19 protein-coding genes are annotated in these 20666 nt (G+C 64.2%); 9 read left to right on the top strand and 10 right to left on the bottom strand.

All coding sequences use genetic code 11. From position 1 onward, the window contains the following. Positions 1-59: 59 nt before the first annotated feature. Positions 60-809: an RNA pyrophosphohydrolase gene (locus F6X39_RS19020; RefSeq protein WP_184066873.1), complete on the bottom strand. Its 750-nt coding sequence runs from the start codon at positions 807-809 to the stop codon at positions 60-62. A 299-nt stretch (positions 810-1108) separates the two neighbouring features. Here F6X39_RS19020 and F6X39_RS19015 point away from each other — a divergent pair, with 299 nt between their 5' ends. Both F6X39_RS19015 and F6X39_RS19010 read left to right on the top strand, forming a co-directional pair. Next, positions 1109-2845, top strand: coding sequence for a proline--tRNA ligase (locus F6X39_RS19015; protein ID WP_187617714.1), 1737 nt, complete (start codon positions 1109-1111; stop codon positions 2843-2845). A gap of 12 nt (positions 2846-2857) precedes the next feature. Next, positions 2858-3457: a MarC family protein gene (locus F6X39_RS19010; protein ID WP_018421862.1), complete on the top strand. Its 600-nt coding sequence runs from the start codon at positions 2858-2860 to the stop codon at positions 3455-3457. Positions 3458-3550: 93 nt separating this feature from the next. Here F6X39_RS19010 and F6X39_RS19005 read toward each other — a convergent pair whose 3' ends face one another. Both F6X39_RS19005 and ffh read right to left on the bottom strand, forming a co-directional pair. Next, the gene (locus tag F6X39_RS19005) at positions 3551-4102 is read right to left on the bottom strand and encodes a hypoxanthine-guanine phosphoribosyltransferase (protein ID WP_008923084.1); all 552 of its coding nucleotides are present in this window, start codon (positions 4100-4102) and stop codon (positions 3551-3553) included. Between the two features lie 157 nt (positions 4103-4259). Then, a complete protein-coding gene (gene ffh / locus F6X39_RS19000; protein WP_090801921.1) occupies positions 4260-5627 on the bottom strand; it encodes a signal recognition particle protein in 1368 nt (455 codons plus the stop codon). Positions 5628-5708: 81 nt separating this feature from the next. Between ffh and F6X39_RS18995 the strand changes: the two genes are divergently transcribed. The 7 genes from F6X39_RS18995 (at position 5709) to F6X39_RS18965 (ending at position 13980) form a co-directional block, all read left to right on the top strand. Then, positions 5709-6632 carry an inner membrane protein YpjD gene (locus F6X39_RS18995; protein ID WP_187610004.1) on the top strand — a complete coding sequence of 308 codons (924 nt, stop codon included), beginning with the start codon at positions 5709-5711 and terminating at the stop codon, positions 6630-6632. 8 nt (positions 6633-6640) lie between these two features. Next, positions 6641-6952, top strand: coding sequence for a PP0621 family protein (locus F6X39_RS18990; RefSeq protein ID WP_090801917.1), 312 nt, complete (start codon positions 6641-6643; stop codon positions 6950-6952). Further along, complete coding sequence (ampD, locus tag F6X39_RS18985) at positions 6949-7545, top strand: 1,6-anhydro-N-acetylmuramyl-L-alanine amidase AmpD (protein WP_187617713.1); 597 nt, start codon at positions 6949-6951, stop codon at positions 7543-7545. Before F6X39_RS18990 ends, ampD begins: the two co-directional genes overlap by 4 nt. Positions 7546-8078: 533 nt before the next feature. Continuing rightward, entirely contained in the window at positions 8079-11102 is a 3024-nt protein-coding gene (locus tag F6X39_RS18980) for a ribonucleoside-diphosphate reductase subunit alpha (protein ID WP_187617712.1), read from the top strand. A gap of 581 nt (positions 11103-11683) precedes the next feature. Next, positions 11684-12919, top strand: a complete 1236-nt coding sequence (locus tag F6X39_RS18975) for a ribonucleotide-diphosphate reductase subunit beta (protein ID WP_090805471.1) — start codon at positions 11684-11686, stop codon at positions 12917-12919. 87 nt (positions 12920-13006) lie between these two features. Further along, complete coding sequence (locus F6X39_RS18970; protein WP_187617711.1) at positions 13007-13324, top strand: hypothetical protein; 318 nt, start codon at positions 13007-13009, stop codon at positions 13322-13324. 29 nt (positions 13325-13353) lie between these two features. Then, positions 13354-13980 (top strand): histone H1-like DNA-binding protein, encoded by a 627-nt coding sequence (locus tag F6X39_RS18965; protein ID WP_187617710.1) that lies wholly within the window; start codon positions 13354-13356, stop codon positions 13978-13980. A 224-nt stretch (positions 13981-14204) separates the two neighbouring features. On the opposite strand, the gene F6X39_RS18960 is transcribed toward F6X39_RS18965, so the two are convergent. From F6X39_RS18960 to accB, 7 genes are all read right to left on the bottom strand, one after another. Further along, positions 14205-14681: a glycine zipper 2TM domain-containing protein gene (locus F6X39_RS18960; RefSeq protein WP_187617709.1), complete on the bottom strand. Its 477-nt coding sequence runs from the start codon at positions 14679-14681 to the stop codon at positions 14205-14207. Between the two features lie 25 nt (positions 14682-14706). Next, positions 14707-15645: a carbohydrate kinase family protein gene (locus F6X39_RS18955; protein ID WP_187617708.1), complete on the bottom strand. Its 939-nt coding sequence runs from the start codon at positions 15643-15645 to the stop codon at positions 14707-14709. Between the two features lie 95 nt (positions 15646-15740). After that, the gene (gene tpx, locus F6X39_RS18950) at positions 15741-16241 is read right to left on the bottom strand and encodes a thiol peroxidase (RefSeq protein ID WP_090801909.1); all 501 of its coding nucleotides are present in this window, start codon (positions 16239-16241) and stop codon (positions 15741-15743) included. Between the two features lie 72 nt (positions 16242-16313). Then, complete coding sequence (locus F6X39_RS18945; RefSeq protein ID WP_187617707.1) at positions 16314-17696, bottom strand: zinc-ribbon and DUF3426 domain-containing protein; 1383 nt, start codon at positions 17694-17696, stop codon at positions 16314-16316. 47 nt (positions 17697-17743) lie between these two features. Continuing rightward, on the bottom strand, positions 17744-18646 hold the full coding sequence (gene prmA, locus F6X39_RS18940; protein ID WP_090801906.1) for a 50S ribosomal protein L11 methyltransferase: 903 nt from the start codon (positions 18644-18646) through the stop codon (positions 17744-17746). A gap of 3 nt (positions 18647-18649) precedes the next feature. Then, on the bottom strand, positions 18650-20014 hold the full coding sequence (accC, locus tag F6X39_RS18935; protein ID WP_187617706.1) for an acetyl-CoA carboxylase biotin carboxylase subunit: 1365 nt from the start codon (positions 20012-20014) through the stop codon (positions 18650-18652). A 116-nt stretch (positions 20015-20130) separates the two neighbouring features. Next, positions 20131-20604, bottom strand: coding sequence for an acetyl-CoA carboxylase biotin carboxyl carrier protein (gene accB / locus F6X39_RS18930; protein WP_090801903.1), 474 nt, complete (start codon positions 20602-20604; stop codon positions 20131-20133). Positions 20605-20666: the final 62 nt, after the last annotated feature.

The raw sequence follows: 20666 nt of genomic DNA, 5'->3' as shown, positions 1-20666 counted from the left end.
ACAGACGCGGCTCGAAAGCCGCGCCAGAGAGAGGCGGCGCGCGCCGCCGCCTGGAATGGTTAATCGCGCACGCCTCGTCGGACTAACGGGGCGACGGCCTCGTCGGCTTCGGCCGTTTCGCGCTCATCCTCCGATCTCATGTTGGCATCAAGTGAGCCGGGACCGCAATCCGGCGCGACCAGCACGTGCGTCGAAGTTTCGACGCTGACCGAAGTTACGGTCGTGACGGTGGTGACCACCGTGCTTACCGTGGAATCCGGCGGGCTTTGCATCGACGACGCTATCCGGGGATAACGCGACCCATGATGCCCGCCAGGTTTTTCCGCACGCGGCGCAGGCCGGCGCATGAAACGGGACAGCTCCGTTAGCGCCAACTGATACACATCCCGCTTGAACTCGATCACACAGTCGAGCGGCACCCAATACTCGTTCCAACGCCACGCATCGAACTCAGGGTGGTCGGTGGCGCGCAAACAGATGTCGCAGTCGCGTCCTACCATCCGGAGCAAAAACCAGATTTGTTTCTGGCCGCGGTAATGACCGCGTACTTCGCGCTTGATGAACTTGTCAGGCACCTCATAACGCAACCAGTCGCGCGTGCGACCGATCACCTTGACGTGCTCAGGAAGCAGCCCGGTCTCTTCGTGTAACTCCCGATACATCGCTTGCACGGGGGTCTCACCATATTTGATGCCCCCTTGCGGAAACTGCCAGGAATGTTCACGGAGTCGTTTGCCCCAAAACACCTCGTTGTGCGCGTTCAAGAGGATGATGCCGACGTTCGGGCGAAAGCCTTCACGATCCAGCATACAACCACCTTCGAATCCTTTAAAATTGCTTTGATTATAAACAGATAACGGACCCCACGCACCGAATCGCATCAGAATGGAGCGATTCGCCGCAACAGGCCCGGGTTTGCGGTAGCCTGTCGGTTTTCCGTGCCTATCCCTTGTGAGAGAGCTTTGCGCGGCGGTTTCGGCGCCGCACGGGGGCAGGGCGCCGCCAGTCGGGCGAACCCTGCCGGCTTCGCCGCGGATCTGTGTCGATTTCCCTCATTTTCCCCTTTTCTGGCGGTCTTACCGGAAGCCGCCGCTTTTGGACACCTTGAATGAAAGCTTCCCGTTTCTTTATCGGCACTCTCAAAGAAGCGCCCGCCGACGCCGAAATCATCAGCCACAAGCTCATGGTGCGCGCGGGCATGATCCGTCGCGTCGCGGGCGGTATCTATAACTACCTGCCGGTCGGCCTGCGTTCGATCCGCAAGGTGGAAGCGATCGTGCGTGAGGAAATGAACCGGGCGGGCGCCATCGAGCTGTTGATGCCGGCCGTGCAGCCGGCCGAACTGTGGCAGGAATCGGGGCGCTGGGAGAAGTACGGTCCCGAGCTGCTGCGCTTCAAGGACCGCAAGCAGGCCGATTTCGTGATGGGCCCGACGCACGAGGAAGTGGTCACCGACATCGCGCGCAATCAGATCAAGAGCTATCGCCAACTGCCGGTCAACTTCTATCAGATCCAGACGAAGTTCCGCGACGAGATCCGTCCGCGTTTCGGTGTGATGCGCGGCCGCGAGTTCATCATGAAAGACGCGTACTCGTTCGACAAGGACGCGGAGGGTCTGCGCGAGTCGTATCGCAAGATGTACGACGCGTACGTGCGCATCTTCACGCGCCTCGGTCTGGACTTCCGCGCGGTGGCGGCCGACAACGGCTCGATCGGCGGCAGCGGCTCGCATGAGTTCCATGTGATCGCCGACACCGGCGAAGACGACATCGCGTATTGCCCGACCTCCGATTTCGCCGCGAACGTCGAGGCGGCCGAAGCGCTACCGCTGATCGCAGAGCGCGCGGCGCCGGCAGAAGAGATGAAGAAGACCGCGACGCCCGGCAAGGCGAAGTGCGAGGCGGTTGCCGAACTGCTGAACATTCCGCTCGAACGCACGATCAAGTCGGTCGTGCTCGCCACCGAGAACGAAGGCGCCGAGCCGACGATCTGGCTGCTGATGCTGCGCGGCGATCATGATCTGAACGAGATCAAGGCGGCCAAGCTCCCGGGCCTCGGTAATTTCCGCATGGCGACCGAAGCCGAGATCGTCGAGACGTTCGGCACACCGCCGGGCTATCTCGGTCCGATCAACACGAAGAAGCCGGTCAAGGTGATCGCGGACCGCACGGTCGCGAACATGAGCGACTTCGTGGTCGGCTCGAACGACGTCGACTATCACACCACCGGCGTGAACTGGGGCCGCGACCTGCCGGAGCCGGTCGTCGCCGACATCCGCAATGTGAAGAAGGGCGATCCGTCGCCGGACGGCAGGGGCGTGCTCGACATCTGCCGCGGCATCGAAGTGGGCCACGTGTTCCAGCTCGGCACCAAGTATTCCGAAGCGATGAACGCGACCTGTCTCGACGAAACCGGAAAGCCTCGGCCGATGGAAATGGGCTGCTACGGCATCGGCGTCACGCGGATTCTCGGCGCCGCGATCGAACAGAATTTCGACGACAAGGGCATCATCTGGCCGGAGTCGATTGCGCCGTTCGAAGTCGTGCTGTGCCCGATGGGCTATGACCGCAGCGACGCGGTGCGTGAGCAGGCCGACAAGCTGTACGCGGAACTCGTCGCGGCCGGTATCGACGTGATCCTCGACGATCGCGGCGAGCGGCCGGGCGTGATGTTCGCCGACTGGGAACTGATCGGCGTGCCGCATCGACTGGTGATCGGCGACCGTGGTCTGAAGGACGGCAAGATCGAGTATCAGGGCCGTCGCGAGGCCGAAGCGACGCTGCTGCCGGTCGCGGACGCCGCGCAGACCGTAATCGAGAAAGTGCGCGCGGCGCTGGCGAACTAAGCGGAGCGGGCGGTGGAGTACACCTTCCTGTCCGCGACGGTGCTGCTGATCTTGATCACCGATCCGCTCGGCAACATCCCGATCTTCGTCAGCTGTCTGCGCGGTGTGTCGCCGGAGCGTCGCACGGTCGTGATCCTGCGCGAGGTCGCGATCGCGTTTGCGATCCTGCTGGTGTTCATGATGCTCGGGCAGAGCTTTCTGCGCATGATGAGCCTCAGCGACCAGTCGTTGCGGATCGGCGGCGGCATCGTGCTGTTTCTGATTGCGCTGCGCATGGTGTTTCCGCATCCGGACGGTCCGTTCGGCGGCGACGCGCGCGGCGGCGAGCCGCTGATCGTGCCGCTCGCGATTCCTGCGCTAGCGGGTCCGTCGGCGTTGGCGACGGTCATGCTGCTGACCTCGCAGGCGCCGGGCAAAACGTTCGAGTGGGTCGGCGCGCTGACCGTCACGATGATCATCTGTGCGATCGTGCTGATGCTCGCCGAGCGCATTCAGGCGTGGCTCGGTGAACGTGTGATGGCGGCGTTCGAGCGGCTGATGGGGCTCGTGCTCGTCGCGATTTCAGTCGAGATGATGCTCGGTGGAATCCGCTCTTTCGTGCACAAGCTGTGAAATGCGAGCCGGTGCGCGCATTGCCACCGTCGCAGCCATAAAAAAGCAGCCAGGCAGGCTGCTTTTTTTTCGCCGGTGGGGCGGATGCCCCGCTCACGCTCCCTCGGTCAGCGCCCGAATGGTCGGCAGGTTGCGCCAGTAGCCCTTCGCATCCATCCCGCAGCCGAACACGTACCGGTCCGGCACTTCGAAGCCGCAGTAATCGGGGCGCAGCGGTTTCGCCTTCGGAATGATCTTCTCGCACAGCACCGCGGACAGGAAGCGCTTCGCGCCCATCGCGAGGATGCGGTCGCGGATTGCGGCCATCGTCTCGCCTTCGTCGAGGATGTCGTCGAGCACGAGCACCACGCGATCCTTGACCGACTCGGCCGGCGCGACGCGCCATTGCATCTCGTTGCTGCCCTTCGTCGTATTGCGGTAGCGCGTCAGGTGGATGTAGTCGAACTCGAGCGGGAAATCGAGGTGCGGCAGCAGCATGCCGGTGAATACCGCGGCGCCGCCCATCACCGACAGCACGAGCGGGAAGTCCTCGCTCATCTCGTCGCGGATGGCAGCCGCCATGCGGGCGATCGACGCAGTGACGTCCGAGGCCGAAACTATCTCTTCGGAGTGTTGAAAAATATGGAGGGCTTCTTCGCGGTTCATGACGTCTGACGGACGGTAACTGTATACATAGTGTGAGTGGCAACGTCCCGAGGGACGTTCCCGCGAGGGACGGCGCGATGCGCTACAGAATAAACCCGCACGATGCCGAAGTCAGCCGCGCCGCACTCGGCGCGAGCGCGCGCCGGTCCCATCAAGCTTAGCGCATGCCGGGCATCATGCCCTTCATGCCGCGCATCATCTTCTGCAGGTTGCCGCCCTTGAGCTTCTTCATCATCGTGCGCATCTGTTCGTACTGGTTCAGCATGCGGTTGACTTCCTGCACCTGCACGCCCGCACCCGCGGCGATGCGGCGCTTGCGGGTCGCCTTGATCAGTTCGGGCTTGGCGCGCTCGGCCGGCGTCATCGAGTTGATGATGCCTTCCATGCGGCGCATCTGCTTCTCGGCCTGACTCATGTCGGCGCCGGCCGCGGCTTGCTGAAACTGCGCGGGCAGCTTGTCCATCAGCGACGACAGGCCGCCCATGCCCTTCATTTGCGTGAGCTGGGCGCGGAAATCGTTGAGGTCGAAGTCGCCGCCTTTCTTGACCTTGTCGGCGAGCTTCTGCGCGGCCTGCACGTCGACGCCGCGCTGCGCTTCCTCCACCAGCGCGAGAATGTCGCCCATGCCGAGAATCCGGCTCGCCATGCGGTCCGGGTGGAACACTTCGAGGCCGTCGAGTTTTTCGGCGACACCCACGAACTTGACCGGCTTGCCCGTCACGTGACGCACCGAGAGCGCCGCGCCACCGCGCGAATCACCGTCGAGCTTGGTGAGCACGACGCCGGTGAGCGGCAGCGCGTCGCTGAACGCCTTCGCGGTGTTGACCGCGTCCTGGCCGAGCATCGCGTCGACGACGAACAGCGTTTCCGCCGGCTTCAGCTCGGCGTGCAGCGCGGTGATTTCGTTCATCATCACCTCGTCGATACCGAGACGGCCGGCCGTGTCGACGAGCAGCACGTCGTGATAGTGGCGCTTGGCCCAGTCGAGCGCGGCGCGGGCAATGTCGACCGGCTTCTGGTTCAGCTCCGACGGGAAGAAGTCCGCGCCGACCTGCTCGGTCACCGTTTTCAGCTGCGCGATGGCGGCGGGACGATAGACGTCGCACGAAACGGTCAGCACCTTCTTCTTGTACTTCTCGCGCAGCAGCTTGGCGAGCTTGCCGACCGTGGTCGTTTTGCCGGCGCCCTGCAGACCCGCCATCAGGATGATCGCGGGCGGCGCGACGGCGAGATTGAGCTCGGAGGCCTTGCCTTCGTAATCGCCGCCGATCACCGCGGTCAGTTCGCGCTGCACGACGCCGACGAGCGCCTGACCCGGCGACAGGCTGGAGATCACTTCCTCGCCGAGCGCCTTCTCCTTGACCTTCGCGATGAACTCGCGCACGACGGGCAGCGCCACGTCGGCCTCGAGCAGTGCGAGACGCACCTCGCGCAGCATTTCCTGGGTGTTCGCCTCGGTGAGCCGGGCTTCGCCGCGCAGCGTCTTGACGACGCGCGCCATCCGTTGAGTCAGATTGTCGAGCATGGGGAACGATGAACGGTGGGGCCCGCGCAGCGCGCGAAGCGCAAGACGTCGCGGAGTAGGGCCCTAGTGTAAACTTCGAATATGGATATTGTACTGTATGCCCTCACCGCGCTTCTCTATGGCGGTCTTGCCGTGGCCGGCTGGCGCTCGCACCGGCACGCGGCCGTGCGGCCGCTGCTCGAGAGCGTGCCGCCGCTGCCCGGTCATGCCGCCAACGCGGGCGCTCTGGTGGCCTCCGGCATGAGCGCGCCCGGGCGCGCGCTGCTGTTCGTCGCGCTGCTCGCTCACGGCGTGCTGCTCCATACCACGATCTTCCCGCAGAACGCGATGGTGTTCGGCTTCGCGTTCGCGCTGTCGGCGATGTTCTGGCTCGGCGCCGGCATCTACTGGATCGAGAGTTTCTTTTTCCCGCTCGACGGACTGCGCCTGCTGGTGTTGCCACTCGCGTGCGTCGCGTCGCTGCTGCCGCTCGCGTTCGGCGGCGTGCGCGTGCTGCCGTATGCGGCCGCGCCGATGTTCAAGCTGCACTTCCTGATTGCGAATATCGCGTACGGTCTGTTCGCGATCGCGGCGCTGCACGCGGTGCTGATGCTGGCGGTCGAGCGGCGTCTGCATTCGATGCGCGGTGGTCTCGCGCAAAGGCACGCGGCGGCGGACAATGGCTGGTGGTCGAGTTGGCTCGACGCGCTGCCGCCGCTGCTCACGCTCGAGAAGCTGCTGTTCCGTCTGATCGGCGCCGGCTTCGTGCTGCTCACGCTGACGCTGCTGTCGGGCATCCTGTTCAGCGAGCAGCTGATCGACCGCGCGTTGCGGCTCGATCACAAGACCGTGTTCGCGATTCTTTCGTGGGTGATGTTCGGCGCGCTGCTGACCGCGCGCAAGGTGTCCGGCTGGCGCGGCCGTGCGGCATTGCGCTGGGTGCTGGCCTCGTTCGTCGCGCTGTTGCTCGCGTACGTCGGCAGCCGTTTTGTTTTCGAGGTGCTGTTGCACCGGCCCGTGGTGTGAGTGTCCCCATGCGACAAATCTTTTTGCTGATTCTGCTGTTCATCGTCGGTCAATGGCTCGTGAAGGCGCTGCGCCGCCACGACGCGCAATCCGCGCAACGCACCGGTGCCGGCGGCGCCAACGCTGCCGGCACCGCGAATGGCGGCGCGCGTTCTTCGAATGGGCAACAGCCGCAGCTTGCCGAGCCGATGATCCGCTGCGTCGAGTGCGGCGTGCATGCACCGAAGAGCGACTCGGTCAGCGTCGCGGGGCAGGCGTTCTGCTGCGCCGCGCACGCGCAGCGCCACGGCGCGCGTCCGAGCGGCCGCGACGCCCGATGAGCGGCGCGTACACCGTCGATGCCGACGGTTGGGTTCCTGCCGCACGCAAGCTTGCCTCGCCAAACTTCGAAGCGCGGCCGCAAGGCGCGCTGCCGACGCTGATCGTCGTTCACAACATCAGCCTGCCGCCGAACCAGTTCGGCGGCACCGCGATTGCCGAGCTGTTCCAGAACGCGCTCGACTGCAACACTCACCCGTACTACGACACGCATCTGCGCGGCGTGCGCGTGTCCGCACATTTCGTGATTCATCGCGATGGCGCACTCGAGCAGTTCGTGTCGTGCAACGAGCGCGCGTGGCACGCGGGGCCGTCGAATTTTTTCGGCCGCGAGCGCTGCAATGATTTCTCGATCGGCATCGAGCTCGAAGGCAGCGACACCACCGCCTTCGAAGCGGCGCAATACCGCACGCTCGCCGCGCTCGTCAGAGCACTGAAGGCACGCTATCCGATCGACGCGCTTGCCGGCCACTCCGACATCGCACCCGGTCGCAAGACCGATCCCGGTCCGTATTTCGAGTGGCCGCGACTGCAGCGCGACACGTTGCTCGACGGTCGGTATTTCCCCTATCTCAAGTTTTCCGAAACGCGGTAACCCCTTCGCACGATCTTGCGTGATCCACGGAGAACGAGGCGCAGCCTGCTTCTCCGGGGAGCTTCTGCGCGCCGCGTGAAGCAAAAGTCAAGACTGCGAGCGCAAATAAAACCTTTTGACCTGTCTCGAAACTCCACTATACTTGGTGCCGACAACTGAGTTTCGCACTATATCTTGTGTTGTGCTGTGAATAACCATGTGCATAACCGAGTGAATAAGAGTGGATAAGTCTGCGGCGTCCCGCTCCCCGAGCATGGCGCCGCAAGCATTCCAGACAGCGAAAAAAATTCCTGGGGCGCAGCCGGTAGGGGATCTCCGGCCGCATCCAGAAGCATTCAGGAAAGGACCAGCCAGTGATCGCGACCGACCCGATGAAGACCGTCATCAAATCGAACCAGGCTTCCTCGCAGTTGCATCCCACCAACCGGCGTAGCCGGCCTTCCTGCACCTCATCGCACGCGCACGCGGCGGCGCGGCGTTTGATTTAATCCGCGGCACTCGCCGCAATATTTCCAAGACCAGGAGCTTTGCACATGCAAACCACCGACAACGTGACGACCCGTTACGAGGGCTCACCGACTGGCCAGGCCTTCGGCCAGACCCAAGGCGCGCAGGCGCTCGCGCCGCAAGCGAATTACGCCGACTACAAGGTGATCCGCCGCAACGGCAGCGTGGTGTCGTTCGAGCCGTCGAAAATCGCGATCGCCGTGACGAAGGCGTTCCTCGCCGTCAACGGTGGTCAGGGCGCGGCGTCGGCACGGGTGCGCGAACTGGTCGAGCAACTCACGCAGAACGTGGTGCGCGCGCTGGTGCGCAGCCGTCCGAATGGCGGCACGTTCCATATCGAAGACATTCAGGATCAGGTCGAACTCGCGCTGATGCGCGGCGGCGAACACAACGTCGCGCGTGCTTACGTGCTGTATCGCGAGAAGCGCAACCAGGCGCGCGCGCATGACGCTCATGAAGGTCAGACAGCGGAAGGCGCCAGCACCCCGGGCCTGAACGTGACCGACAACGGCATCACGCGTCCGCTGGACATGGCTGCGCTGCGCGGCATCATCGAGTCCGCGTGCGCGAACCTCGGCGACGCCGTAAGCGCCGAGCCGATCGTCGCGGAAACGGTGAAGAACCTGTACGACGGCGTGCCGATGAGCCAGGTGTACGACTCGGCGATCCTCGCCGCCCGTACGATGATCGAAAAGGACCCGGCCTACAGCCAGGTCACCGCGCGCATCCTGCTGCATACGATCCGCCGCGAGATTCTCGAAGAGGAAGTCACGCAAGCCGAGATGGGCGAGCGCTACGCCGAGTACTTCCCGCAGTTCATCAAGCGCGGCGTGCAAGCCGAGCTGCTCGACGACAAGCTGCTGCAGTTCGACCTGAAGCGCCTCGGGGCCGCGCTCGACGCGAACCGCGACCTGCAGTTCGGCTACCTCGGTCTGCAGACGCTGTATGACCGCTACTTCCTGCATCACGACAACGTGCGTATCGAAATGCCCCAGGCATTCTTTATGCGTGTCGCGATGGGTCTGTCGCTGAACGAGATTGACCGCGAAGCGCGCGCGATCGAGTTCTACAACGTGCTGTCGAGCTTCGACTTCATGAGTTCGACGCCGACGCTGTTCAACTCCGGCACGCGCCGCTCGCAGCTGTCGTCTTGCTACCTGACCACGGTCGATGACGACCTCGACGGCATCTACGAAGCGCTGAAGGAAAACGCGCTGCTGTCGAAGTTCGCCGGCGGCCTCGGCAACGACTGGACGCGTGTGCGCGCGCTCGGCTCGCACATCAAGGGCACCAACGGCAAGTCGCAGGGCGTGGTGCCGTTCCTGAAGGTCGTCAACGACACGGCGGTCGCCGTGAACCAGGGCGGCAAGCGCAAGGGCGCGGTGTGCGCGTACCTCGAATCGTGGCACCTCGACATCGAGGAATTCCTCGAGCTGCGCAAGAACACCGGCGACGACCGTCGTCGCACGCACGACATGAACACCGCGAACTGGATTCCCGACCTGTTCATGAAGCGCGTGATGGAAGGCGGCGACTGGACGCTGTTCTCGCCGTCCACCTGCCCGGACCTGCACGACAAGTTCGGCGCCGAGTTCGAAACGGCTTACACGGCTTACGAAGACAAGGTCGCCCGCGGCGAGATCAAGCTGTTCAAGAAGATCCCGGCGGCGCAACTGTGGCGCAAGATGCTGGGCATGCTGTTCGAAACCGGCCATCCGTGGATCACGTTCAAGGATCCGTGCAACGTGCGCTCGCCGCAGCAGCACGTCGGCGTCGTCCATTCGTCGAACCTATGCACGGAAATCACGCTGAACACGAGCGACGCCGAAATCGCCGTCTGCAACCTCGGCTCGGTGAACCTCGTCGCGCACCTGAAGGAGCAGGCCGACGGCACGCTCGCGCTCGACCACGACAAGCTGAAGCGCACGGTCAGCGTCGCGATGCGCATGCTCGACAACGTGATCGACATCAACTACTACGCGGTCGCCAAGGCGCGTAACTCGAACCTGAAGCACCGTCCGGTCGGCCTCGGCATCATGGGCTTCCAGGACTGCCTGCACGTGCTGCGCACGCCGTACGCGTCGCAGGAAGCGGTCGAGTTCGCCGATCGCTCGATGGAAGCGGTTTGCTACTACGCGTACTACGCGTCGACCGAGCTTGCCGAACAGCGCGGCCGCTACTCGAGCTACCGCGGTTCGCTGTGGGATCGCGGCATCCTCCCGCAGGATTCGGTGGCGCTGCTCGCCGAGGCGCGCGGCGGTTATGTCGAGGTCGATTCGAGCGAGTCGATGGACTGGCCCGCGCTGCGCTCGCGTATCTCGACCTACGGCATGCGCAACTCGAACTGCGTGGCGATTGCGCCGACCGCGACGATCTCGAACATCATCGGCGTGTCGGCGTGCATCGAGCCGACCTATCAGAACCTGTACGTGAAGTCGAACCTGTCGGGCGAGTTCACGGTGGTCAACGACTACCTGGTGCGCGACCTGAAGGCGCGCGGCCTGTGGGACGAAGTGATGGTCGCCGACCTGAAGTACTTCGACGGCACGCTGTCGCGCATCGACCGCATCCCGGCCGACCTGCGCGCGATCTACGCGACCGCGTTCGAAGTCGATCCGGTGTGGCTCGTCGAGTCGGCTTCGCGTCGTCAGAAGTGGATCGACCAGGCGCAGTCGCTGAACATCTACATGGCGGGCGCATCGGGCAAGAAGCTCGACGAGATCTACAAGCTCGCATGGCTGCGCGGACTGAAGACCACCTACTACCTGCGCACGATGGCGGCGACGCACGTCGAGAAGTCGACGGTCGCGCACGGCGCGCTGAACGCGGTGAGCTCGGGTCATGACGGCTCGGGTGGCGCAGGCGGCGCGGCAGGCGGCTTCGGCGTGGGCGGTGGCGCGGCGGGTGGTGTGGGCGGCGGCTTCCAGGCTGCTGCAGCGGTCGCAGCGACTGCCGCGGTCGCGCTCGACGCGGCACCCGAAGCGGATGGTCCGGTCTGCATGATGCGTCCGGGCGATCCTGGCTTCGACGAGTGCGAGGCTTGCCAGTAAAGATTGGCAAGCAGCGGGAGCGATGCTTGCTAACTGCACGCGAGGGTCGTAGGTGGTGATCCGCAGGCGGTGAGCGACGCGCCCCATCGATGAAGTAGAAAGCAGGTCGACGAGCGGTGAGCAGTATCGAAGTCTCACCGCTCGTCGATGCAGCGAAGCAATCCAGCCGTTGGCAACACCAGACGATCGCACGACATGGCATCGCACCTCGACCGCCAACGCTGACGCAACACGCTCGACACGGCTCACCGCCGACTCTCGCGATGCGCGGCTCGTGCGGCATCGATCAGTCGATCAGTCCATCGATCAGTCGGCGGATGCCGCAACGCACTGCGCAATACATATAGATAGAGCAACGAAACGTCGTGTCGAAACGTTGCTCTTCGAGTTCGCGAAGGACCTCGGCAACACATGTTCAACTCGCGTTCATCACGCGTCACTGGATGGGTCACACGCAGCATGTCGAACAAAGTGTTGTATGAACGTAGCAACGCGAATCGAAAACAGGAATTTTCGCGAGTGAACTCTTTTATCGCTCGTGAAAAGATGGTACAAACCGTTCTAAATTGATGGTGACATTTATGCTCAACTGGGATGACGAGATCACTGCCGTAACTCCCTCGAGCGCGACGCAACCGAACGTGTTGCGCAACGCTGCGGGGTCGGCTGTGGATTCGCAAATCGGAACGCGTTCCGCGCCGCATGCTCCCTCCGCTCAAGAAGTCTTCGCGAACGACGTCGCTGTCGCTCCCGTCGCTCATATTGGCAACGCGGTTGCCAACGCGGCGGCCGCTTCCGAAGCGCGCGTCAATGTCGCCGACAAGCGCATCATCAACGGCCAGACTGACGTCAATCAGTTGGTGCCGTTCAAGTACAAGTGGGCTTGGGAAAAGTATCTGGCGGGTTGCGCCAACCACTGGATGCCGCAGGAAGTGAACATGTCGCGCGACATCGCCCTGTGGAAAGACCCGAACGGGCTGACCGAAGACGAGCGCCGCGTCGTCAAGCGCAACCTGGGTTTCTTCGTGACGGCAGATTCCCTCGCCGCCAACAACATCGTGCTGGGCACCTACCGCCACATCACCGCGCCCGAATGCCGCCAGTTCCTGCTGCGCCAGGCGTTCGAAGAGGCGATCCACACGCACGCTTACCAGTACATCGTCGAGTCGCTCGGTCTGGACGAGGGCGAAATCTTCAACGCGTATCACGAGGTCCCGTCGATCCGCGCGAAAGACGAATTCCTGATTCCGTACATCCACGTGCTGACCGACCCGGCCTTCAAGACCGGTACGCTCGAAGCAGACCAGACGCTGCTGCGCTCGCTGATCGTGTTCGCCTGTGTGATGGAAGGCCTGTTCTTCTACGTCGGCTTTACGCAAATCCTGGCGCTCGGCCGCCAGAACAAGATGACCGGCGCGGCGGAGCAGTACCAGTACATCCTGCGTGACGAGTCGATGCACTGCAACTTCGGCATCGACCTGATCAACCAGATCAAACTCGAAAACCCGCACCTGTGGACGGCCGAATTCCGCGCCGAAATTCGCGCGATCTTCCAGCAGGCGGTCGAGCTCGAATACCGCTACGCCGAAGATACGATGCCGCGCGGCGTGCTCGGCCTCAACGCGTCGATGTTCAAGAGCTATCTGCGCTTCATCTGCAACCGCCGTTGCCAGCAGATCGGTCTCGATCCGCTGTACCCGAACGAGGAAAACCCGTTCCCGTGGATGAGCGAGATGATCGACCTGAAGAAGGAACGCAATTTCTTCGAGACGCGAGTGATCGAATATCAGACTGGCGGTGCGCTTTCCTGGGAGTAAGCCGGGATTCGTATCGCGGATGTATTCATTGATGGGGATGCCGCCGCCTGTGGCCGCGGCGCCCCGGGTTAGGAGCAGAACGGCCTGATGCAAAGCGTGCCCGGTGCCTTGACGGCCCACAAACATGACAGGCGCTTTGCGGACCCTTCAGTGGGATGGGCAAACTTCCCCCCGGAAAAAGCCGCTGGCGTCGTTGCCGGCGGCCCGATCAAGCAATTGCCGGCGTCGCCTTGCGACGCCGACCAGATTTGGCGCGCGGTGCCTTCGGGCACGGCGCGCCTTACCGCATTCATTAGCGTAAGCGCGCCGCACCTGCGTACGCCGATGAATAGCCCGCTTCGTAGCGCGCGCCCTGAGAAGCGTCCGCGGGAAGCGGGTTTTGACGAAGGGTGTAGTTTGAACTGACCTCATCTGAAAACCTGAAGGAGAAAATGATGGCAACTGCAAAGAAGGCCGCGGCCAAGAAGCCCGCAGCAAAGAAGACCGCAGCAAAGAAGGCTGCTCCGGCTAAGAAGGCTGCTCCGGCCAAGAAGGTCGCCGCGAAGAAGGTCGCAGTGAAGAAGGTCGCCGCGAAGAAGGTTGCAGCGAAGAAGGTCGCGGCGAAGAAGGCAGCACCGGCGAAGAAAGCCGCAGTGAAGAAGGTCGCGGCGAAGAAGGTTGCAGCCAAGAAGGTTGCAGCCAAGAAGGTCGCGGCGAAGAAGGCAGCACCGGCGAAGAAAGCCGCGGTGAAGAAGGTCGCAGCGAAGAAGGCAGCACCGGCGAAGAAGGCCGCAGCGAAGAAGGCAGCACCGGCGAAGAAGGTCGCGGCGAAGAAGGCCGCTGCCAAGAAGGCGGCGCCTGCCAAAAAGGCTGCAGCCAAGAAAGCTGCACCTGCCAAGAAGGCTGCCGCGAAGAAGGCCGCTGCGCCTGCGAAGAAGGCTGCCCCTGCGAAAAAGGCTGTCGCCAAGAAGGCCGCGCCTGCTCCCGCTGCGCCTGCTGTCTCGAGCGCACCGGCGGCGACGGTGAAGACCGCGCTGAACCCGGCAGCGGCATGGCCGTTCCCGACGGGCAGCCGTCCGTAAGCAGTAGCAGTAAGTCGACACATCGTCCGATGTGTCGGATGACCGGGTCGTGCTCGATTTCTTGCGGGCGCCACCCGGTCAATGACCCGTTACCGGTGTGCTGGTGGCGGGTTTTTTTTGCCCGTCGTCCCGAAAAGAAAAAACACGCATGGACCCGTGAGGACCCATGCGTGTGAAGTCGTCGTCGCGGCGCTGAACTACGCGCCGCCGCGCGGGAGGTGCGCTTAGTGTGTGACGCGCGTGACGCCGCCGCTCGACAGCAGCCTCACGCGATCGCCGGCGCGGAAGATTTCGCCGGTAGCAGTTTGGGTGACGGCGCGCATGTCGCCGTTGTCGAGGCGCACGGTGATTTCGATACCGTCACGCATGGCGACGCGGTTTTCGATTGCATTGCCGGCGACCGCACCGCCGATGCCGCCGACGATACCCGTCGCGACCGAGCCACGTCCGCCGCCGATCGTGCTGCCGGCGAGCGCGCCGAGCGCCGCGCCACCGAGTGCGCCGATGCCGATCGGCTGACCGTCGTTCGTGCTGATTCGCACCGCGCGCACGCTCTCCACCGTGGCCATGCGAACCGTCTGTTCACGCTGCGCCTGCGAGGCGGTGAAAACGTCGGGAGAGCTGCTGTTGACCGCACACCCCGACATGGCCAGCGAACCGGCGAACAAGGTGACGACGATCAGGCGACTCGATGTTCTCATTCCCAAACTCCCATAGCACGCGATATCAGTGCAGGTCGTATCCGAAGGCCTGCTTGAACCGCTCGTTGATTTCCGCCCGACTGGGCGCGTAGTTTTGCGGGCCTTGATGCTCGATCTTCAGTGCGCCCATCAGGCTGGCGAGACGGCCGGTCGTGGCCCACCCGAGACCCTTCTCGATACCGTAGAGCAAGCCACCGCGAAACGCGTCGCCGCAGCCGGTGGGATCGAGCACCTGCCTGGCCGTGACCGCCGGAATCTCTTCGATACCGCCGCCGTGATGGATCTGCGCACCCTTCTCGCCCAGCGTGATGATCAGCGCGTCGACCTGGCCGGCGATCTGTTCGATCGACCAGCCGGTCTTGTTGCTCACCAGCGCGGCTTCGTAATCGTTGACCGCTACATAAGTAGCAAGTTCAATGATGCGCCGCAGCGTCTCGCCGTCGAACAGCGGCAAGCCCTGGCCCGGATCGAAGATGAACGGCACGCCTGCGGCGGCAAGCTGTTCGGAGTGCTGGACCATGCCGTCATAGCCGTCCGGCGCGACGATGCCGAGCGTCAGGCCCGCCACTTCGTCGGCGCGGTTCTGATGCGACTGCATCATCGCGCCCGGATGGAACGCGGTGATCTGGTTGTTCTCGAGGTCGGTCGTGATCATCGCCTGCGCCGAGTAGGTGTCGGGCACGACGAGCACGTTTTCAGTCGACAGGCCGAGCTGCGCGAGCCGGTCCAGATAGAGCTGTGCGTCGACGGCGCCGATCGCGCCCATGATGCGTGCGTCGCCGCCGAGCAGATTCAGCGCATAGGCGATGTTGCCCGCGCAGCCGCCGAACTCGCGACGCATGGTCGGCACGAGAAAGCTTACGTTCAGGATGTGGACCTGCTCCGGCAGGATGTGCTCCCGAAAGCGGCCTTCGAAGGTCATGATGTTGTCGTACGCGAGCGAGCCGCAGATGAGCGTAGCCAAGGCGAGCGTTCCTGTATGAAAGCGGTGGGAAGAGACGCGCCGCGCCGACAGCGCCGCGCGCGAGGCGCGGCGCCGCCGTTCGCGCGCGAGAGGGCTTACTTCAGCGCGGCGAGCGCTGCGTCGTAGTTCGGCTCGTTCTTGATCTCGCCGACCAGCTCGGCGTGCACGACCTTGTCGTTTTCGTCGAGCACGACGACCGCGCGCGCGGTCAGGCCGGTCAGCGGACCGCTCGTCACGTCGACGCCGTACGCTTGCGCGAACTCATGGCCGCGGAACGTCGACGCGGTCACCACGTTCTCGATGCCCTCGGTCGTGCAGAAGCGCGACGCCGCGAACGGCAGGTCGCCCGACACGACGATGACGGCCGTGTTGCTGAGCTTCGCGGCGGCTTCGTTGAACTTGCGCGTCGACGTCGCGCAGGTCGGCGTGTCGAGACTCGGGACGATGTTGAGCACCTTGCGCTTGCCGGCGAAGTCGGCGAGCGTCAGCGGCTTCAGGTCTCGGCCGATCAGGGAGAATGCGGCGGCCTGCTGGCCGACCGACGGGAACGTGCCGCTTACTTCGATCGGGTTGCCACCCAGCGTGACTTGACTCATGTGTTGTGCTCCGAAAAGGGCGTCAGTGATGACAATGATGCGCCCGCTCGGGAGCGGGCGCGCGAGGGTGCGTTACGGATAAAAAATCTGTACGCGAAAATTGGAGGCAATCGCGCTGCCGGTGTCGAGGTGCACGATCATCGTCTGCGTCGCGTGCGCGGGCAGGCCGGACGCGATCACGGTGCCGGGCGGCACGTAATCCTGCGGCCACAGCACGCGCCGCACGGCGACGTTGTTCTGATCGTCGAGCAGCGTGAGTTCGATCGCGGGGTAGGCGAGCGCGATGTTCAGGCGGTTGTGCAGCGGCATCTTCAACTCGAGCTTGTGCGGGCCGTCGATCTGCCGCAGATCGGAGGGCTCGACCAGCAGGCCTTCGATATCGTGCGGCGGCGTCAGCTGACAGCCGAGATGCGCGCAGGCCTGCGCGTACAGGATCTGCGAGCGCGGCAGGTTGACCATCACGGTCTCGCGTTGCCACCACGCGAGTTGCGCGAGCAGCGCAATGACGAGCAGCGCGGCGAGCACCACACCGGCGACGATCCAGCCGACGCGTCCGGCGTCCACCGGGCGGGTTTCGCGCACGACCGGGAACGGATCGTCGCCATCGCTGACGGGAGGATTGACCGAGAATGGCTCGCCGCTCGATGGGGCGAGCGACGGACCGCCCGGCGGGCGCGGGCCGCCGGGACCGCCGGCGCCCGAAGCACCTGCGGCACCCATGCCTGCGGCGGCGCCGAAGCCGCCCACGCCCCCACCGACCGGGCCGAAGTGCGGCTCGTTGTCGGGCATGCCATGCAGACTTGCTGGTTCGCGCAGCGCCGGTTCATCGAGCGTGGACGGCTCAGGGCGTTCGATCTTGTGCCAGACGCGCGGCGCTTCGTCTTCGACTCGCGGCGGGGGAGCAGGCGCGGTGGGCGGGACGACAGGCGGTTCATCGACCGCGTCGTCGGCGGGATAGGCGAAGGGTTCGAGCGGCGCGTCGGCCAGCGTCGGCTCATCGTCCGCGGGCAGCGGTGCCGTGAAAGCGCCGGCGCGCAATTCCGGTTCGGTCGCCTGGCGAGGAGTGCCCGATGTGACGGGTGCGTGCTCGTTGCCGCCAAGCGGCAGCGGCGCGAGCGGCACGCTGCTCGCGTGGTCGCGCAAACGGGCATCGAGCGTGCTGCGGGAAATGCTGGTGGAGTCTTGTTCCGAAGCCGGCGCCCACAGGTCCCACGCGACCCCGCTGAAGTCCGGGTTGGGTTGCCGCACACCCGACAGCGCTTCGATTGCCGCCGCGGCGGCAACCGGTTTGGCGGTGGAAAAATCGCCGCCTTCGGAGACGTCGAACAGACTGCTCGACGCGTCGAAGACTTCCTGGCAATGCCCGCACCGCACGAGGCCGCGGCGCTGCGCAAGCTGCGCCGGTTGCAGAAGGAAGACAGTTTCGCAGAAGGGGCAACGCGTCGCCAGGTGCATATCGAGCCGTTGAGCCTGAGGCCGTTAGGTTGACAATACGCCTTATTCTAATTGCTTTCGCGGCGCGTTCCGGCGAGGCACACCCAACCTTCATGTTCGCGCCACACGCTGATATCGATCCAGCGCGCGTAGACCTGCGCGACTTCCTCGGCCTGGCGGGCGAGAATGCCCGACAGCGCGATGTGGCCGCCCGGCTTCACCTTCGACGACAGCATCGACGCCATCAGCTTGAGCGGATTGGAGAGGATGTTCGCGACCACGACGTCGAATTCGCCGGCCGGACAGGCGTCGGGCAGGCCATAGGTGACTTCGGCGTGATTGCGTTCGCTATTGTGACGCGCCGATTCGACCGCCTGCGGATCGATATCGATGCCGATCACCGGATCGGCGCCGCACTTCTTCGCGAGAATCGCGAGGATGCCCGAGCCGCAGCCGTAGTCGAGCACGGACTGGCCGGGCTTGATCGACTGCTCGATCCACTCCATGCACAGACGCGTGGTGGGGTGGCTGCCGGTGCCGAACGCGAGACCCGGATCGAGTTCGAGCACGAGCGCGTCGGGGTCCGGCGCATCGTGCCACGACGGCACGACCCAGATGCGCTCGCCGATCTGGATCGGATCGAACTGCGACTGCGTGAGCCGCACCCAGTCCTGCTCCTCGACCTCGCGCACGGTATATGCCGGCGCGGCATCGAGTCCGATCTCGTTGGCCGCGGCGGTCAGCAGCACGGCCGGATCGTGTTCCGGCGCGAGCAGGGCGATCACGCGCGAATGCTGCCATGCCGTGCGATCCGGCGTGAGGCCGGGCTCGCCGAACAGCGGCTGCTCGTCGGGCGTGTCGGCGTCGGCGTCTTCGACCGACACCGACAACGCGCCCAGCTCGAGCAGCGCGTCGGACAACTCCTCCGCGTGCTCGCGCGCCAGTTCGGCAACCAGTTCCCGATAGCTCATGACTTACGCTTCTTCCGCGACCTGCTGACGCGCGGCCAGCCGGTTTTCGAGGTAGTGGATGCTGGTGCCGCCTTCGACGAACTTCGCGTCGAGCATCAGCTCACGGTGCAGCGGGATGTTGGTCTGAATACCTTCGACCACCATTTCCGACAGCGCGATGCGCATCCGCATGATCGCCTGTTCGCGCGTGGCGCCGTAAGCGATCAGCTTGCCGATCATCGAATCGTAGTGCGGCGGCACGAAATAACCATTGTAGGCGTGCGAATCGACGCGGATGCCGGGACCGCCCGGCATATGCCACGAGGTCAGGCGTCCCGGTGACGGCGTGAACTTGAACGGATCTTCGGCGTTGATCCGGCATTCGATCGCATGGCCGCGGAACTGGATGTCGCGCTGACGGAACGTGAGCTTCTCGCCGGCCGCGATGCGGATCTGTTCCTGCACGATGTCGACACCGGTGATCAGTTCGGTCACCGGATGCTCGACCTGCACGCGCGTGTTCATCTCGATGAAGTAGAACTCGCCGTTTTCATACAGGAACTCGAAGGTGCCCGCGCCGAGATAGCCCATCTTCTTGCACGCGTCCGCGCAACGATCGCCGATACGGTCGATCAGGCGACGCGCGATGCCCGGCGCCGGCGCTTCCTCGATCACCTTCTGGTGACGGCGTTGCATCGAGCAGTCGCGCTCGCCGAGCCACACGGCGTTCTTGAACGAGTCGGCCAGCACCTGGATTTCGATGTGCCGCGGGTTCTCGAGGAATTTCTCCATATAGACCTGCGGGTTGCCGAACGCGCGGCCGGCTTCCTCGCGGGTCATGATGACCGCGTTGACGAGCGCGGCTTCCGTGTGGACCACGCGCATGCCGCGGCCGCCGCCGCCGCCAGCCGCCTTGATGATGACCGGATAGCCGATCTGGCGGGCGATCTTCACGATCTCCTTCGGATCGTCCGGCAGCGCGCCTTCCGAACCCGGCACGCAAGGCACGCCGGTCTTGATCATGGTCTGCTTGGCCGTGACCTTGTCGCCCATCATGCGGATCGTTTCCGGACGCGGGCCGATGAAGGTAAAGCCGGACTGCTCGACGCGCTCGGCGAAGTCGGCGTTCTCCGACAGGAAGCCGTAGCCGGGGTGGATCGCTTCGGCGTCGGTGACTTCGGCCGCGCTGATCAGCGCGGGCATGTTCAGATAGCTCAGATTCGACGGTGCCGGGCCGATGCAGACCGCCTCGTCGGCGAGCTTCACGTACTTGGCTTCCTTGTCGGCTTCCGAATAGACGACGACCGTCTTGACGCCGAGCTCGCGGCAGGCGCGCTGGATACGAAGCGCGATCTCGCCACGATTGGCAATGAGGATTTTTTCAAACATAGCGGGTTTTCGACTCATCAATGGGCGCCGGGTCGGTCACGACGCCGGCTGCCGCAGAGGATCGGTCGCGCGCCTCGTAATGAGCGGCGCGCGGGCGGCGGATAGTGCGTGCCGCGTTAGCCGACCACGAACAGCGGTTGGCCGTACTCGACCGCCTGGCCGTTTTCGACGAGGATTTCCTTGACCACGCCGGACTTGTCCGACTCGATCTCGTTGAGCAGCTTCATCGCTTCGATGATGCAGATGGTCTGGCCTTCCTTGACCGTGTCACCGACCTGCACGAACGGATCGGCGCCCGGCGACGGCGCGCGGTAGAACGTGCCGACCATCGGCGAGGTGACGACGTGACCCTGCGGTGCGGCGGCGGCCGGCGTGGCCGGAGCGCCCGCGGGGGCTGCCGGTGCTTCGACAGCGCCGAACGGTGCCGGTTGTGCGAATTGCGGTACGGCGTATGAGGCGGACGGTTGGACGTAAACCGGCGGCGCATTCTTGACGATGCGGACCTTGCCTTCGCCCTCGGTCACTTCGAGTTCGGAAATACCGGACTCCGAGACGAGGTCGATCAGAGTTTTGAGTTTACGTAGATCCATCAGGGTGCCCCTTTTCAATGCGTAGAGTGCCGGCGTGTGCAAGTCGCAGTAGCCGGCTCAAA

The sequence above is a fragment of the Paraburkholderia sp. UCT2 genome, assembly GCF_014397665.1.
Lineage (GTDB): Bacteria > Pseudomonadota > Gammaproteobacteria > Burkholderiales > Burkholderiaceae > Paraburkholderia > Paraburkholderia tuberum.
Note: the sequence above shows the minus strand (reverse complement) of the source record. Positions and strands in the feature narration are given on the sequence as shown.